Genomic DNA, 15,703 nt, shown 5'->3' with positions numbered 1-15,703 from the left:
CGATAGATAGGAAGGTGGCGGCGCGTTCCACAAGCCGCCTTTCTCCGAACCCATGAAACGGTCCATCCTCTCCGCCCTGGCTCTCCTCCTCGCGCTTAGCCCCTCCGCCTTCGCCGAGCGCAAGAAGGTCGTGGCCTACGTCCCGAACTGGATCAACCTCGCCGAGTTCTCGAAGGGGATCGAGTATGACAAGGTTACCCACCTGAATATCGCGTTCGAGAACCCCGTGGACGATACCGGGGAGATGTCCTTCAACTCCCGGAATGCGGAGCTGATCAAGCGCGCCAAGGCCGCGAAGGTGAAGATCCTCGTTTCGATCGGCGGTGGCGCGGCTTCCGGGAACGAGGAACTGAAGGCGCGTTACGAGAAGCTGATGGGGCCCGAACTCCGCAAGCAGTTCGCGGAAAAGCTTGTCGCCTATCTGGAGAAGCATCGCTTCGACGGCATCGACGTGGATATCGAAGGCCCTTCGATTACTGCGAACTATAGCGGCTTCATGGACGAGTTGGCTTCGTTGGTGAAGGCGAAGAAGCTGTTGCTCACCGCCGCGCTCTCGAAGGGCTACGGCGGCGACCGCGTGCCGGATGCGACCCTTGCGCATCTCGATTTCCTCAACATCATGGCCTACGACGCCACCGGCTCTTGGGATCCGGACCGGCACGGCCAGCACTCCTCGCTCGAGTTTGCTCAGTCCTCGCTTAAGTACTGGACCGGTCGTGGCGTGCCGAAGGAGAAAGCGATCCTCGGCCTGCCCTTTTATGGCTACGGCTTCGGTCCTGCCTTCCGCCAGGGAGGCTATGCCTATGCCGACGTGCTCGCCTTGCATCCGGATGGCGACAAGCTCGATCAAGTCGGGGAAACCATCTGGCACAACAGCATCCCCACCATCCAGGCGAAGTCCAAGCTGGTCATGGAAGATGACTTCGGCGGCGTGATGATCTGGTCGCTCAATCAGGACGTGCCCGGAGAGAAGTCGCTCCTGCGGGCGGTGAATGGCGTATTGAATCCCCCGCGCAAGTAAGCGCCCCGCCCTCAGATCCCTGCGACGTTTCCGTCCCGCACGTTGTTCTCGGGAGTAAGATCCACCGCATTGCCTCCTAGGCTTACCTTGGAGCGAATCTGCACGGGAAAGCCCGGCAGGTTCTGGCGGTAGGGCACGGTGAAGGATTGGACCGCTCCCGGTGCGATCGTCGTCGCGTTGATCTTGGTGGTCCCGGCGGGCGTGCTGACTTCTAACAAACTGTTCACTAGGATCTCGGTGCCGCGGTTCTGGATGCTGACCAGGATGCCGCCATCGTCAGGCAGAAGCGTTTGGCTGATGATTGCGGCATCGTACCTTCCCCGCTGACCGCGGTTCATCACCCGGTCCAGATTGAGCACGCCGGAGCCGTACTCGGTGTCTGCACCCGCTGCGCCTTCGTCATCCGCATTGGCCAGCACGATCCTCGCGGCCTCGGGCGCGGGGATGCGGTGTCCCGAACCATCGGCCATCGTCGCCGCGATGGCTCCGCAAACGATCGGCGCGCTGGCGGAAGTCCCGCCGAAGGAGATGTAGCCTCCCCCCGGTTCGGCCGCATTCACGCCATAGCCCGGCGCGGTGATGCCCAGGCTGCTGCCGAGATTGGAGAAGGCCATGCGTTCCGCTCCCGCTTCGATGGCACCCACGGCGATCACGCCGTCATAGGCCGCGGGGTAGCGCGGTTCGCGGAGCCCTTCGTTGCCGGAACTCGCCACCACCACGATCCCCGCATCGATCACCATCCGGATGGCATCGCGGATGATCGGCAGGTCCTCGGGACAGCCGAGCGAGAGATTGATGATTTCTGCGCCATGATCCAAGGCGGCCAGCAAACCCGAGGAGATCGAAAGCGCGTCGCTCTTGCCCGCATCGTCGATCACCCGGATCGAGATGAGCTCCACTGCGGGAGCGATCCCGCGTGCCATGCGGCTATGCCCCGCGATCAACGAGGCCACCGCGGTGCCGTGGAAGAAGGTGGCGGATGGGTCCGGGCCGAAAGGCAGGATCTCCACCGACCGGGAAATGGAGGGCAGACCGGGGTGGGGGATGATCCCGGAATCGAGCACCGCCACCTTCACGCCATAGCCCCAGCGCGAGTTGTCACCGCTCACCCCGAGCCAAGGCAGCAGTTGATCTCCGAAAGACAGTGCTTCGCGTTTGCCGATGCCGCCACCGGCCTTTGGTATCGGTGCTGTAGTCGCGATCCCCTTGTTCACCGAGAGCGAACGATCGCCGATCACCTCGGTCCACTTCGCCTTGTCCTCGTCCGTCTTCCAAGCGACTCGCAGGGCCCGAAGCCGGTCGGCCCGTTCGGTGATCTCCACCTCGTGCTGCCTTGCTGCCTCCAGAAACTCCGTGTAGCTCTCCAAGCTCGGCAACCTCATGACCAGCTCGCCCTCGCGGTAGCTGGAGTAGATCTCGATCTCCAGTTCTTCCTGAGCCGGTGAGACCGTCGCCCGCTCCACCGGTAGCCGGACTTCCTCTTTCGGCAGAGGCGGCAGACCGGGCTTTGCCTTGGCCGGACCTGCCACACGCGGCAATGCCACCGTGCTGCGGGCGAACCAGAAGGCGGTCAGCCCGAGAAGAAGAACGAGGATGGCAGGTAGGAATCGTCGCAGCCGCGGCGTCATCAGCATTTCCGGTTGGCGAGGATCACATCGGAGTAATCGCCGTCGGAAGCAAAAGTTGCCGCCGAAAAATCAGTGGGCCGCCCGCGCCGGTCCGAAGTTCCCCGGCATCTTCGGGGCATAAACCGATTGGAAGAATAGCTGGCGCTCGAGCAGTTCGGAGACGAGGAGGAGCGGAAGCGAAAGCCAAGGATTCACCAAGCTCAGGGCGATCGCGATCAAGGCGATCTGGAAGCGTCCGTCCATTACGGTCCCCAGCGGACCGCGCTGGAGCCGGGCGGTGTGGATGTCAGGTGTCCAGTCCGCGTTCCGGTCGTCGGAGAGCCGGATGATTCTCAATTCCGGGATCATCTTGCCGATCACCACGGCCGTGAAGATGAGGGTGGCCAGCGGGGAAGGCCTCGCGATCAGGAAAGCGAGTGCGCCGAAGGACGCTGCATTCCCGAAGAAACGTGCTGCCGTGAGCGGGAAGCGCCACGAGGTACGATGGGTGTCGTGGTAGATCATCACGCTGGTGAAGATCGCGATCAGACCCAGCGGAATGACCGAGTAGCTTGCCGCGGATGCGATCAGCGCCTTGAAGGGAAACTCGGGCAGGTAGGGCAACGCCGCGAGCAGCGGCGGGATCGGTGCGAAGAGCGAAAAGGCCAGGATCTCCCGCGACAGCCAGGAGGTGCGCAGCCCCAGGAAGAAACGCCATGCCTTCAAAGGGTGGCCGAGGTGCAGCACCGAGGCGCCCATGCCCGCGAAGAAGATCAACGTGGCGAGGATGGTCAGCACCTCGTGTCCCTGCGCACCCGCAAGCAGACCGACTCCCGCCTGAGTCAGCGCCAGCATCAATACCAGCGGCCAGTGCGCATGCTGCGGCACCAGCGACTCGCGGTCGCCGGACACCGCGCTCTCCGGAATGTCCCGGCCCACATAGCGGGTCGTAGGCAGCGTGATCGAGGGATCCGGTGCGCCGGGAAGAAATGAAGGAGCCTTTCTCTTGCCCTCAGCTCCTTGCTCCATGCTCCTCGCTACCTTCACAATGCGGATCGCCTCGGTCGGGCAAGCCTGCACGCAGGCCGGTGCCTCACCTTCGGCCAGCCGCTGGTGGCACATGTCACATTTGCGGACGATGCCCCGCTTCTTCGAGTACTTCGGCACGTCGAAGGGGCACTTAAGAATGCAGTAGGAGCAGCCGATGCATTGGTCGTCGAGGTGCCGCACGATTCCCGTGTCGGCATCCTTCTCATAGGCTCCCACCGGGCAGCCGTTCATGCAGCCGGGATCGGCGCAGTGGTGGCAGGCGGTGGTGATCGTCTGTTGCCAGCCCGGGGTGTCGCGCCCGCCGCGGATCACGCCGGTGTCGCGCCAAGCTTCTTCATCGTCGAGGCCGTTCAGCGAATGGCAGGCCGAGACGCAGGCCTTGCAGCCGGTGCAGCGGTCCAGTGAAACCTCGAAGGCATATTGCTCGCCATCGCCCGGCTTGCTCAGGGGAATCAGCGTGCGGTAGTGCGGTGCCAGATCCGGCTCGCGATCATGGTAGTCCGAGTAACGGGCGATCGGTGTCTGCAGTTGCTTCTGCTCGGCGATGAGGACGTCGATCAGGGTCCGGACTTCCGCCGAGGCGCCGGCCGACTTCGTAGCAGTCGGGATCGCAGGCAGACGTTGGAGCGTGGCAGGCACGGGGCAGGGGATCGTGGTTGAAACGGTAGCGGCTTGGATGGATCAGGCGGCAGCGGTCGCGGCCGCATCGGTGTCGGCGAGTGCTTGCAGTTCCGGCACGGACAGGCGGCGGCTGAAGGCGGCGAAGGACTCGCTCTCCTCGCGCCGGGCCAAGTAGGCGCAGAGGAGTTGCTCGACAAAGGGACCGATCTCGTCGGCGCGGACCGACTTCCAGACCTCGCGGGCGATCGCCTGCTGGTCATCCACTCCGCCGCCGAGCACGATGTTATAGCCATCCACCGTGGAGCCGTCCTCTTCCTTCACGCGGGTGCCCATCATGCCGATGTCACCGATGTAGTGCTGGGCGCAGGAGTGGTGGCAGCCGGTGAGGTGGATGTTCACCGGTTGGTCGAGAATCATCTTCGAGGCGAGGTGCGCGCCAAGCTCCACCGCATTGCCCTTGGTATCTGCCGCGGCATACTTGCAGCCGCGGCTCCCAGTGCAGGCGATCAGGCCGCCCGTGATGGTGTTGTTGCGGTGGTCGAGACCCGTCGCTTGGATCGCGGTGATCGCCGCCTGCAACTTCTCCTCGGGGATGCCGGGGATGATCAGGTTCTGCCACACGGTCAGGCGGATCTCCCCGCAGCCGAACTCGTCGGCCACATCCGCCAGCGCCAGCATTTGCGGCACCGAGATTCTGCCCACCGGCGTGAGCACGCCGATGTAGTGCTTGCCATCGTTCTGCTGGTGGATGCCCAGGTAACCCTGCTTCGCCTTCGGCGCGGAGGGCTCGCAGGATTCCAGCGGGAAGTAGCGCAGCGGGAAGGCCAGCTTCTTCTGGGTTTCCTCCAGCGTCTTCTCGAAGCCCCAGTCATCGACCAGATACTTCAGGCGGGCGCGCTTGCGGTTGGTGCGGTCACCGTTCTCGATGAAGACGCGGATCAGGGCGGCAGCCACCGACACGGTTTCCGCAGGCGTCAAGAGCACCCCGCAGTCGGTCGCGAACTGCTGGTGGCCGGTGATGCCGCAGAGCTGCATGCGGAAGTAGACGCCGGGCTTCAGCCCTTGCTCGTTCTCGCCCACCTTCACGGCGTAGAAGCCGATGTCGTTGGTATCGGCGCAGACCGAGACGCTACCGCCGGAGTCGTAGGAAATGTTGAACTTCCGCGGCAGGCCGTAGAGGTCGCGGTTCTTGAGAATGTAGTGATGCATCGCCCGGGCGTAGGGCATCACGTCGATCAGTTCGTCCGGATCGAAGCCGGTCGTCGGCGTGGCCGTGATGTTCCGGATGTTGTCCGCACCGGAGCCCTGCGAGGTGAGGCCGATCTCGCTCAGGGTCATCAGCACGTCCGGCGCATTCTCCGGCATGATTTCGCGCACCTGCACGTTGGCACGGGTCGTCAAGTCCACATGCCCCGGGCCCCATTTCTCAGCCACCACGGCGAGTCCCCGGAACTGCTGGCTGCTGAGCGCGCCCCCGGCGATCCGGCAGCGCAGCATCAGGCTCTCCTGAGCCGGGGAGACGAAGAAGAGACCGTGAAACTTGTAGCGGAAGACGTCTCCGTCCTTCGGGAACTCCCCGCTCGCGGCATTGGCCAGAATGGCGTCGTAGCAATCCAGTCCGTGCTGCTCGTGCTTGATCCGCTCTTCCTTGCACAAGTCGTCGATCGGTGTGCCGTGGACGCTTTGTTCCGGTTCATGGGTGAAGCGGCGCTCGCCGTCTTGACCGAGGAAGGGCAGTTCGCGTCCCTGCAAGATGCCGGAGACGAAACCGGAGAGGTAGGAGCTTTGTTCGGGAGTGAATCCTGAGTCGCTGAGGTTGACCATGGCAGTGTCCTTTCTGCCCTGAAATAAGCACTGGCCATGCTAGGACCCTGTCTTCGCGCAGGACTTTGGCGCAACTTGGTCACCGAATCCATGAACGGACGTCATGCATGATGTAATCCACTCAGGATGAGGTGGATTAGTGCGTCGAGACCGCCCCGCCGGGTACCGGGCTCCTTTCCGGAACCGTCACGGACTCCATGGTCGGCGGGGTGATCCGGCTCGGTCGGATGTGCGAGCGCTCGTTCAGGAAGGTCAGCAGGTGATTCCGAATCTCCTGATACCGCGGATCCGCCAGCACGGCCGCCCGATTGCGCGGTCGCTCGAAGGGGATAGTGAGGATGTCGCCGACCTCGGCTTCCGGGCCGTCGGTCATCATCACCACCCGGTCGGAGAGGAAGATCGCCTCGTCCACATCATGGGTGACCATCAAGGTGGTCAGCTTGTTGCGCCGCCACAATTCCAGGAGCACCTCTTGCAGCTCCATTTTGGTCAGCGCGTCGAGCATCCCGAAGGGCTCGTCGAGGAGCAGCATCTTCGGCTGGAGCGCGAAGGCCCGCGCGATGCCGACCCGTTGCCGCATCCCCTGGGAGAGCTCGCCGGGATACTTGTGCATCGCGTTGCCCAAACCGACCACCGAGAGGTAATACTCGGCCAGCTCGCGCCGTTCTGCCTTGGGCGCGGTGAAATAGACCTGATCCACCCCCAGCATCACGTTCTCGAAGGCCGTCATCCACGGCAGCAGGCAGGGCGATTGGAAGACCACGCCGCGATCCGGTCCGGCCACGTTCGTCTCCCGGCCGGAAAGGATCATCGCGCCATCGGTGGCATCAGTGAGCCCCGCCACCATCGAGAGCACCGTCGATTTGCCGCAACCGGAGTGGCCGATTAGCGTGACGAATTCACCGGGAGCGAGGTTCAGGTTGAACTCCTTCACGATGACGGCCGGCCCCTTCGGGGTCGGGTAGGCCTTGGAGAGCTTGAAGAGTTCGAGAACGGGAGCGGACATGCGATTCGGGGTTTGGGGATGAGAAAGGGAAAGCACTTAGGATGCCTCGATCTGGAGTTCCTCGCGTTGGAGCTGTGAGCGGCGGCGCGGTGCAGGACGATCGAAGATCGAGAAGTCCCGCTTCTTGCCGAGATCCTCCGGCAGGATGTCCGGCGCCGATAGTTTCTTGGTCAGCAGGGGAGTGCTGTCCTTCTTCGCGCCGAGCAAGGTATTCACCAGACGCAGCTTCAGGTCCTTGAATTCCGGTGTCGTGAGCACTTGCTTGCGATCGCGCGGCCGGGCCAGATCCACACGGATCTCATCCCCCAGCGTCGCTCCCTCGCGGCCCGGCAGCAGCGGGATCACCCGGTCCGCCACCAGCAGCGCCTCGTCCGGATCGTTCGTGATCCAGATCACCGTGGTCCGGTTCTGCTGCCAGATGTCCGCAATCTCGTCCTGCAGCGTCGCCCGTGTCAGCGCGTCCAGCGCGGAGAGCGGTTCGTCCAGCAACAGGATCCGCGGATTCGCCGCAAGCGTCCGCGCCACCGAGACCCGCTGCCGCATCCCGCCCGAGAGTTCCCGCGGCAACTTCCCGGATGCTGGCGTGAGCTTCACCATGTCGATGTATCGTGCCGCATGCTCCGCCCACTCATTCTCGCTCAGTTGCGGGTAAATCTGATCGACCGCCAGCCGCACGTTCTCCGTCACGGTCAGCCACGGCAGCAACGAGTAGTTCTGGAACACGATGCCGCGCTCCGGCCCGGGACCTTTGATCTCCGCGCCATCCATCTTCACGCTGCCGCTGTCCGGCTTCAGCAGTCCCGCGATCAGGTTGATCAGCGTGCTCTTGCCGGTGCCGGAGTAGCCGATGATCGAGACGAAGTCGCCTTCCTCCACGCTCAGGTTCAGCTCGCGCAGCACCTCGCTGCGATCGCGGCCGCGGCCGAAGCCCTTCGCGGCCGAATTGATTTCAAGGATCGGTGGCATGTTCTGTTAGGCTCGGGGTTCTCAGGCCGTGCGGAAGCGCCCTTCCACCAGGCTCATCATGCGGTCCAGCACGTAGCCGATCACGCCGATCGTCAGGATCGAGAGGATGATATGGGCGAAGCTGTTCGCGTTGTACTGCTGCCACAGGAATCCTCCGACCCCGGGCTTGCCGATCAGCATCTCCACCGCCACGATCACCAACCACGCGATCCCCAGCGAAAGCCGGAAGCCCGTGAACATATACGGCAGCGCCGAGGGGATGAGCACCTTGAACAGCGTCTTCGTCTTCGAGAGCTTCAGTACCTTCGCCACATTCAGGTAATCCTGCGGCACCGCGCGGACCCCCACCGCCGTATTCAGCACCGTGGGCCACATCGCACAAATCGCGATAGTGAAGAGCGCCGCCGCATCCGAGGTGCCGAAGCTCACCCGGCCACTCGCATCCATTACCTTCAAGCCGCTGAAGAGCACCATGCCCAAGGGCAGCCACGCCAGCGGCGAGACCGGCCGCAGGATCTGGATAATCGGGTCGAAGGCCTTGGTGAAGTTCTTCGATAGCCCCAGCAGGAAACCGATCGGCGTGCCGATCAGCAGCGCGATGAAGTAACCCTGCGCCACCAGCTTCAGCGACAGCCACGCGAAGCGCAGGATCCCCTGGTCCAGCTCGCCGCGCTTGGCCAGCGGCTCCGCGATGTAGGGCTTGCTCGCCGTCCATGTCTCGGAGGGCGAGGGGAGATTCTTTGAAATGCCATGGCGCTCGACCTTCGTCACCGGATCACCCCAGTCATCGACCGTTTGGGTGGTGGTGGACTTGCCGGCTATGATCGCCCAGCCGCCGAGGCAGAGCAGGATGCCGACCAGCGGCAGCAGGAGAATGTCGAGCTTGAGCGAATGGAAAAATTTCATGGTGCGGGTCTTGTTGGAGAAAACCCGCGGGCGACCGGATGGCAGCCACCCGCGGGGAACCGATGTACAACCAGGAAAATCAGCCCTTCAGGGTCTTCACGTCGAAGGAGGCGGCATAGGCTTCCATGTCGCCCTTCGGATCGAACTTGGAACCGTCGAAGAAGGACTCCGGAGCATCGTTCATGCCGTCGTGCGTATAACCGATCTCCTTCATCGCCTCTTCGTAGAAGTCGGTGCGCATCACCTGCTTGGTTACGCCCTCGTAGTCCGGCGCGCCCTGGGTGAAGCCCCAGCGGCGGAGCTGCGTCAGCCACCACTTGCAGTACTTCGGCTGCGGGAAGTTGCAGTTCCGGTCGCTGAAGATCATGTAATCCGGATCGCGGAACTTCCGTCCGTCGCCCATGTCATACTTGCCCTGCAGCCGCTGCAGGATCGATTCTGGCGGGCAGTTGATGTAAGTCGGAGCGCTCACGATCTTCGCCTGCTCGGTACGGTTCTCCATCTTGTCGAGCCACACGCTCGCTTCATGCAGGGCCTTCAGCACCGCCTTCACGGTCTTCGGGTTCTTGTTCGCGAACTCCTCGGTAAAGGCGCAGACCTTCTCCGGGTGGTCTTTCCAGATACCCTGCGAGTTGATCGCGGTGAAGCCGATGTCGTCCGCGATCGTCTTCGCGTTCCATGGCTCGCCCACGCAGAAACCGTCCATCTTGCCCACCTGCATGTTGGCTACCATCTGCGGCGGCGGAATGGTGATCAGGGAAATGTCCGCACCCGCACCCGCGGCGTCGCCGGGATTGATGCCACCGGCGGCTAACCAGTAGCGGATCCACATCGCGTGCGTTCCCGGCGGGAAGGTCATCGCGAAGGTCATCGGATGCCCTGCCGCTTTCGCGGCATCCACGAGCGGCTTCAACGCCTTCGGGTCCGCGCCCACTTTTCCTTTGAGGGATTTCGCGAGGCTGATCGACTGTCCGTTGCGGTTCAGCAGCCACGGGATCACCATTGGCACCTTCGGCGCACCGCCCAGACCCATGGTCGAGGCGATCGGCATGCCGATCAGCATGTGCGTCGCCTGGATGTCGCCGTTCGCCAGCGAGTCGCGGATCGCCGCCCAGCTCGCACCCTTCGTCACCGTCGAGTTGATCCCGTACTTCTTGAAGAGCCCTTTCTCGTGCGCGATCACGATCGGCGAGCAATCCGTCAGCGCGATGATGCCGAAGTTGACGTTCGCGGTTTCCGGCGCATCCGAGGCGCTCTGCGCACCGGCCCAACCCGATGGCAGACCGGATGCCAGCAAGCCGAGGGCGGAAGCTTTGGTGGTCCGCGTCAGGAAGCCGCGGCGGGAAAGGGAGTGGTTTTCGTTCATGGCGCGATATCGATGTGGATCGCCCTTGGAACAGCTTTCATCGCGCCAGCGTGCCAACCGCCGGATCGATGGAATGAGGCGAAATCTCATGTCCCCACTGAGGTTCTCTCATAATCAGGCCCTTCAAATTCAGGCGTTTCATCGGGTGGATTCGACTCCATGCGCCGAACGCATGAATGCGACAGGATGGCCCGAATTCCGCCTTCATCATCGGTAGGCCTTGACAGGGGAGTTCTTTAGGAACACCTGTTCCTAAAGATGCCCGCCGAGCGACAACGCAGACACGAACCCGGTCGCCGCGGTCGCATCGTCGCCACGGCCATGGAGGTGATCGTGCAGGACGGGCTCGCCGGCTTGAGCCATCGCAAGGTCGCCTCCGCTGCGGATGTCCCTTTGGGTTCCATCACTTATCAGTTCGCCAGCCTCGACGATCTCGCGATGGCAGCCTTCGAGCGTTATGTCGGCGAGTGTTCCGATCACTTCGAGCAAGCGCTCGCTTCGATCTCTTCTCCCCGTGAGCTTCCCGCCGTCCTTGCCGCGGAGGTGGGTGCCTATCTCGCCTCGGGCAAGCAACTGACCCTCGCCTACGAGCTCTATCTGGGCTCCGTGCGGAACCCGCGGCTCCGCACCCTCATGAACCGCTGGCTGCGGAACAGTCGCGGCTCGCTCGCCCGCCATCTCGATGAAGCCACCGCACGGGTCGTCGATGCGCTGATCGAGGGGCTTCTGCTTCACACCCTGCTCGAGGATGAGCCGATGGACCGCCTCGAGTTGGAGGCCGCCTTCTGCCGCTTGCTGCCCGCCGCATGAATCCCAATCCACCCATGGCAGCCGTCCCGCCGCAACCCGCGACCCGCTTTGCGACCCGGCTCTCCTTTCTCATCCCCGGCGTGGGCATCGCCTGCTGGGCACCCTTGGTTCCCTTCGCGAAGCAACAGATCGGCTTGGATGAAGCGCAGCTCGGTATGCTGCTACTGTTCCTCGGCACCGGATCCGTAGTGGCCATGCCACTCGCGGGAGGCCTCGCGGGCAAGATCGGCAGCCGCGTGGTGATCGCCGTCGCTTCCGTCGGCATCGCCTGTGTCCTGCCCTTCCTCGCCATGGCCGCCACCCAGTGGCAACTCGCGACCGCCCTCTTCTTCTTCGGCGCCTTTCTGGGAGCGGTGGATGTGGCGGCGAATATCCACGGCATCGAAGTCGAGCAGCGCGCGGGCGTCCCGCTCATGTCGAACTTCCACGGCTGCTATAGCTTGGGCGGCCTCGCGGGATCGGCGCTTGTCACCGGGATGTTATCCGCAGGCATGAGCCCGCTGGCCGCCACGATTAGCATCACCGTCTTCCTTCTGATCTGCGTGTTCATCTCCGTTCCGCGACTGCTCGAGGTTCGTTCGGCGAGCGATTCTCCCTTCTTCGTGAGGCCGCGGGGAATCGTCCTTCTTATCGGCACGCTCACTTTCATCGTCTTCCTGATTGAAGGAGCGCTGCTCGACTGGAGCGCGGTGATCCTGAAGGAAAGCCGCGGCGTGGCAGAGGCGAATTCCGGGGTCGGCTTCGTGCTCTTCTCGCTGGCCATGACCTTGACGCGCTTCACCGGCGACCGCGTGACCGCGCGCTGGGGCGGTAGACGGGTGCTCTTGCTCGGCTCGCTACTCGCCTCGGCTGGCCTTGCTCTGGTCGTGACCGCACCGTGGACCTGGCTCGCCATCGCGGGCTTCCTCTTGATCGGCTTCGGTGCCGCGAATCTGGTACCGGTGCTTTTTAGTTCAGCTGGACGCCAGAAAGTGATGCCGGTCGATCTCGCCATCTCGGCGATCAGCATCACCGGCTATGCAGGCATCCTCGCCGGACCGGCTGCCATCGGCTTCATCGCGAAGTACCTCAGCCTCGGCGGAGCCTTCCTCCTCTTGGCGATCATGGTCCTCGCCGTCGCGAAGTTCTCGCGGGTCGCTTCGGGAGCGAATTGATATCACTTGCTTGCCGACCCCAATCGGATCGCCAGCACCACCGCGAGAATGGCGAGGAAAATTGCCGCGCACTTCCAGAACAGCACCGGATGTCTCTCGATCAAGGGTGCTTTCGCCGGGTGCCAAGGTCTCACCTTTTGGGGATTCGCCAGGTCGAAGAGCAGCTCGCTGAAGTGCGAGTAGCGCTCTTCAGGATCGATCGCACAAGCCCGCAGAATCACCGCATCCAGCCACGGCGGCACCAGCGGATTGTGGGTGCCGGGCGGCTTCGGGTCGCGGAAGTTCGGCGTCTGGAAGCGCTCGATCTGTCCGAAAGGCAACTGCCCCGCCACGGCCTCGTAGAGCGTCACCCCGATGGAGAAGACCTCGGTCCGCTCGCTGATCGGCGCGTTCTTGAAGCGCTCCGGTGCCAGATAGCTCGCCGTGCCCGCCCGCGAGTTGCGGGAGAAGACCTCGCAGCTTGATCCCAGGTCGATCAGCTTGAAGAACACCGAGTCATACGCGGAGCCGATCAGGATATTCTCCGGCTTGATGTCGCCGTGCAGGAGATCGTGGCGCAGCAGCCGGATCCCGGTTCCAGCCAGGAAGTGGCCGAGTTGCACGGTCTCATCCACCTGGAGCCGACGCTGCTTCAGCAGGTTCGCCAAGCCCGGGGCATCGACGAACTCCATATTATAATAGAGGGAGGATCGCGCCGGATTCTCCCATGCCTTCACGAAGGGGGCCTCCTCGGAGAACCGGATCGCATTCCATGTCTCCTTCAGGAACGCCTCCACCATCGCGGCTTGGTCGATCGCTTCCAGCGGTGCGAACTTCATCACCTGCCGGCAGCCTTCGCGCTCCGCCAGCCAGCAGCGGTCATTCGCGCCGAAGGAGCGGATCAAGCTCCAGCCATCATGCTTTTGCCCCGCCGCCAGCTTCTCGGGCACGGGCAGTTGGTGATCCTCACGCCGCGCGGTCCATTCCAGCGAATCGATATCGATCCGGATCGCTGCGCAGTCGTCGCGCGTTTCTTCCGGTGAGGCATCGCGCGCCTGCTTTGCCAGATGCCGCGCGCTGGTGCCGCTCGCCAAGGCCTCGTAGATCGCATCGTCCGGCAGATGATGGTGGATCCCGTCGGAGCACAGGAAGAGCGTGTCCCCGGCCTCCAATGACATCTTGAAGCTCGTGGCGCTCAAGCTTTCTCCGGCACCCAGCGCCTTGGTCAGGCGGTTGGTCTGCAGCGGATCGATGTCATCGGTCGTGAGTTGCTGGAGCTCGCCTGCACGCAGGAGATAGATCCGCGAGTCGCCGATGCCGAGATGAGTGAGAATCCCCTCGTCATAAAGGGCCACTGCCAGCGTGCAGACCATTTCGGTGCGGGCGAAGCGCGCGAGCGATTCATTCCAGAGCCCGCGGTTGATCATCCGCACTGTCTCGCGCAAGGCCTTGCCCGGTGTCCATCCCAGCGGGTGACTTCGGTAGTGCGTGCCGATCATCGTCACGGCATGCTCGGCCGCTTCCCGCGCCGCGGCAGCCGTGCCAGCGCCATCCGCCAGCGCTGCGATGAATCCGCCGTCCCATTGGGTGATCGATACGGCATCCGATGACGGCCGCCCGTCGTCATCCCGTGGCAGGCAGTGGGACGAGGTACGAATCTTCATAGCCGATGGCACGCCAGCCTCACCCCCTCATCTACACAAGCCATTCGTCATTCGGAAATTCGACATTCGTCATTCTCGATTAGATCCGCGCATCCGCCATCGCACCCCAGGTCGTCCGCCAGCGGGTCTTCACCATCGCCAGGCCGGAAACCGCGATGAAGCAGAGCACCGAGAAGGCGATGAATCCGAGTGCGCAGGAGCCGAATGTCTGCTTGGCCAGCCCCAGCGAGCTGGCGAGGTAGAAGCCGCCGATGCCGCCGCCGCACCCGACCAAGCCGGTCATCACGCCCATGTCCTTGCCGAAGCGTTGCGGCAGCAGTTGGAAGATCGAGCCGTTGCACATCCCGAGTGCCGCACTCACGCCAAGGAAGAGCCCCACGTTCAGCCAGAAGGAGTGGATCCCTGCCGCAATGAGCAGCAGTGCACCGGCGCAGCTATAGAGAACCAGCATCGTGCGAATGCCTCCGATCCGGTCGGAGATCGCTCCGCCGATCGGGCGTGCCAGCGCACCCACGCAGGTGCAGATCGCCGCGAAGTCGCCGGCCTTCACTGCGGACAGCCCGAACTCGGAGCGGAAGTAGAGGTTGTAGTAGCTCGCCAGACCCACGAAACCGCCGAAGGAAACGGTGTAGTAAAAGCAAAACCAATGCGCATCCTTTTCCTTCAGCAGCCGCACATAGTCGGAGAGCTTCTTCTTCACCACCGCTCCCGGCGCGTCCTTCGAGAAGATCGTGTAGGCTGCAAAGGTCAGGATCGCGGGAATCAGCGCGAAGCCGAAGACCGCCTGCCAGCCGTAGACCGCGGCGAGTCGCGGCGCGATCAGGCTATCGAGCACCACGCCCACGTTACCCGCACCGGCCAGTCCCAATACTACGCCCTGCATGTTCGGCGGATACCAGCGGCCCGCCTGCGGCAGCGCCACCGCGAAGGATGCCCCGGCTATGCCGAGCGTGAACCCGAAGATGAGAGTCGCTTGGAAATCCTTCAGTCCGAAGATCCAGCCGCAGGCCAGCGAGCCCATCACCAGCAACTGCGCCACGATCCCCGTGGTCTTCGCTCCGATCCGGTCCACCAATAGACCGAGCGCCAGCCGCAGGATCGCTCCTCCCAGGATCGGCACCGCCACCATGATGCCCTTCTGCCCCGGGCTCAGCTTCAGAGTCTCCGCGATCTGCGGCGCCAAGGCCCCCAGAAGCGTCCACACCATGAAGGAAAAATCGAAGTAGAGGAACGCGGTAAGCAGGGTCGGCCAGTGGCCGGAGGACTTGAGGTCGCTGAGTTTCATCGGACGTTGTCCCGAAAGAGCAACGGGCGGGCCATTACCACGCCGATGAATGTGGAATTCTCATGGAAGTGTCATGCCTGCCATGAGTTCATCTCATCGACATTGCCCAAAGGTCCAAAGGTCCGCCTGGTTCAGGATCCCCTTGCGGGCGGCATACCTCCACGGTCTCCAGAGCCCCGAAGGGGCGGCAAGGAGAAAGCCCGGGGTTGATCTTTCCTCGAAAGTGAGGACACGGGAAGTAGGGTAACTTCCCAGAACCGATGAATCCGAAAGATCCGCTGCGCCCCATCTCCAATCCGGCCAAGCGCAGGCAATATGACGAACAATTCAAGCGCGACGCCGTCGCCTTGCTCGAGACCGGCCGCAGTGCCACCCAGCTCGCCCGCGAACTGGGCATCTCGCAGTGGAATCTCCGCGACTGGAAGCGCCTCTTCGGCAGCGGCG

The 15,703-nt window shown here is 63.3% G+C and carries 13 protein-coding genes; 4 read left to right on the top strand and 9 right to left on the bottom strand.

Annotated elements, in window-relative coordinates; all coding sequences use genetic code 11:
* Nucleotides 1–52 precede the first annotated feature (52 nt).
* Nucleotides 53–1,021: a glycosyl hydrolase family 18 protein gene (locus tag OJ996_RS17170; RefSeq protein ID WP_264514868.1), complete on the top strand. Its 969-nt coding sequence runs from the start codon at nt 53–55 to the stop codon at nt 1,019–1,021.
* Nucleotides 1,022–1,032: 11 nt separating this feature from the next.
* On the opposite strand, the gene OJ996_RS17165 is transcribed toward OJ996_RS17170, so the two are convergent.
* The 7 genes from OJ996_RS17165 to OJ996_RS17135 all read right to left on the bottom strand — a co-directional run bounded on the left by OJ996_RS17165 (nt 1,033) and on the right by OJ996_RS17135 (nt 10,367).
* Complete coding sequence (locus tag OJ996_RS17165) at nt 1,033–2,649, bottom strand: S8 family peptidase (protein WP_264514867.1); 1,617 nt, start codon at nt 2,647–2,649, stop codon at nt 1,033–1,035.
* A gap of 69 nt (nt 2,650–2,718) precedes the next feature.
* Nucleotides 2,719–4,317, bottom strand: coding sequence for a DmsC/YnfH family molybdoenzyme membrane anchor subunit (locus OJ996_RS17160; protein WP_264514866.1), 1,599 nt, complete (start codon nt 4,315–4,317; stop codon nt 2,719–2,721).
* Between the two features lie 42 nt (nt 4,318–4,359).
* Complete coding sequence (locus OJ996_RS17155) at nt 4,360–6,123, bottom strand: NirA family protein (RefSeq protein ID WP_264514864.1); 1,764 nt, start codon at nt 6,121–6,123, stop codon at nt 4,360–4,362.
* Between the two features lie 136 nt (nt 6,124–6,259).
* A complete protein-coding gene (locus OJ996_RS17150) occupies nt 6,260–7,129 on the bottom strand; it encodes an ABC transporter ATP-binding protein (protein ID WP_264514863.1) in 870 nt (289 codons plus the stop codon).
* A gap of 36 nt (nt 7,130–7,165) precedes the next feature.
* Nucleotides 7,166–8,095 carry an ABC transporter ATP-binding protein gene (locus OJ996_RS17145; protein WP_264514862.1) on the bottom strand — a complete coding sequence of 310 codons (930 nt, stop codon included), beginning with the start codon at nt 8,093–8,095 and terminating at the stop codon, nt 7,166–7,168.
* 21 nt (nt 8,096–8,116) lie between these two features.
* A complete protein-coding gene (gene ntrB / locus OJ996_RS17140) occupies nt 8,117–9,001 on the bottom strand; it encodes a nitrate ABC transporter permease (RefSeq protein WP_264514860.1) in 885 nt (294 codons plus the stop codon).
* 79 nt (nt 9,002–9,080) lie between these two features.
* The gene (locus OJ996_RS17135; RefSeq protein ID WP_264514859.1) at nt 9,081–10,367 is read right to left on the bottom strand and encodes a CmpA/NrtA family ABC transporter substrate-binding protein; all 1,287 of its coding nucleotides are present in this window, start codon (nt 10,365–10,367) and stop codon (nt 9,081–9,083) included.
* A 258-nt stretch (nt 10,368–10,625) separates the two neighbouring features.
* On the opposite strand from OJ996_RS17135, the gene OJ996_RS17130 reads away from it, so the two are divergent.
* Together OJ996_RS17130 and OJ996_RS17125 are read left to right on the top strand one after the other, a co-directional pair.
* Complete coding sequence (locus OJ996_RS17130; RefSeq protein ID WP_264514858.1) at nt 10,626–11,177, top strand: TetR/AcrR family transcriptional regulator; 552 nt, start codon at nt 10,626–10,628, stop codon at nt 11,175–11,177.
* Between the two features lie 14 nt (nt 11,178–11,191).
* The gene (locus OJ996_RS17125) at nt 11,192–12,331 is read left to right on the top strand and encodes an MFS transporter (protein ID WP_264514857.1); all 1,140 of its coding nucleotides are present in this window, start codon (nt 11,192–11,194) and stop codon (nt 12,329–12,331) included.
* 2 nt (nt 12,332–12,333) lie between these two features.
* On the opposite strand, the gene OJ996_RS17120 is transcribed toward OJ996_RS17125, so the two are convergent.
* Nucleotides 12,334–13,974 (bottom strand): bifunctional protein-serine/threonine kinase/phosphatase, encoded by a 1,641-nt coding sequence (locus tag OJ996_RS17120; protein WP_264514856.1) that lies wholly within the window; start codon nt 13,972–13,974, stop codon nt 12,334–12,336.
* Nucleotides 13,975–14,053: 79 nt separating this feature from the next.
* Nucleotides 14,054–15,259, bottom strand: a complete 1,206-nt coding sequence (locus OJ996_RS17115) for an MFS transporter (protein WP_264514855.1) — start codon at nt 15,257–15,259, stop codon at nt 14,054–14,056.
* A gap of 260 nt (nt 15,260–15,519) precedes the next feature.
* Between OJ996_RS17115 and OJ996_RS17110 the strand changes: the two genes are divergently transcribed.
* Nucleotides 15,520–15,703 (top strand): transposase (locus OJ996_RS17110; RefSeq protein WP_264513051.1); only part of this gene is annotated, 184 nt, incomplete at its 3' end.

The sequence above is a fragment of the Luteolibacter rhizosphaerae genome (assembly GCF_025950095.1).
In the GTDB taxonomy this organism is placed as follows: Bacteria; Verrucomicrobiota; Verrucomicrobiia; order Verrucomicrobiales; family Akkermansiaceae; genus Haloferula; species Haloferula rhizosphaerae.
The sequence above is the reverse complement of the archived record's forward strand: the minus strand, read 5'-3'. Positions and strand labels throughout refer to the sequence as shown.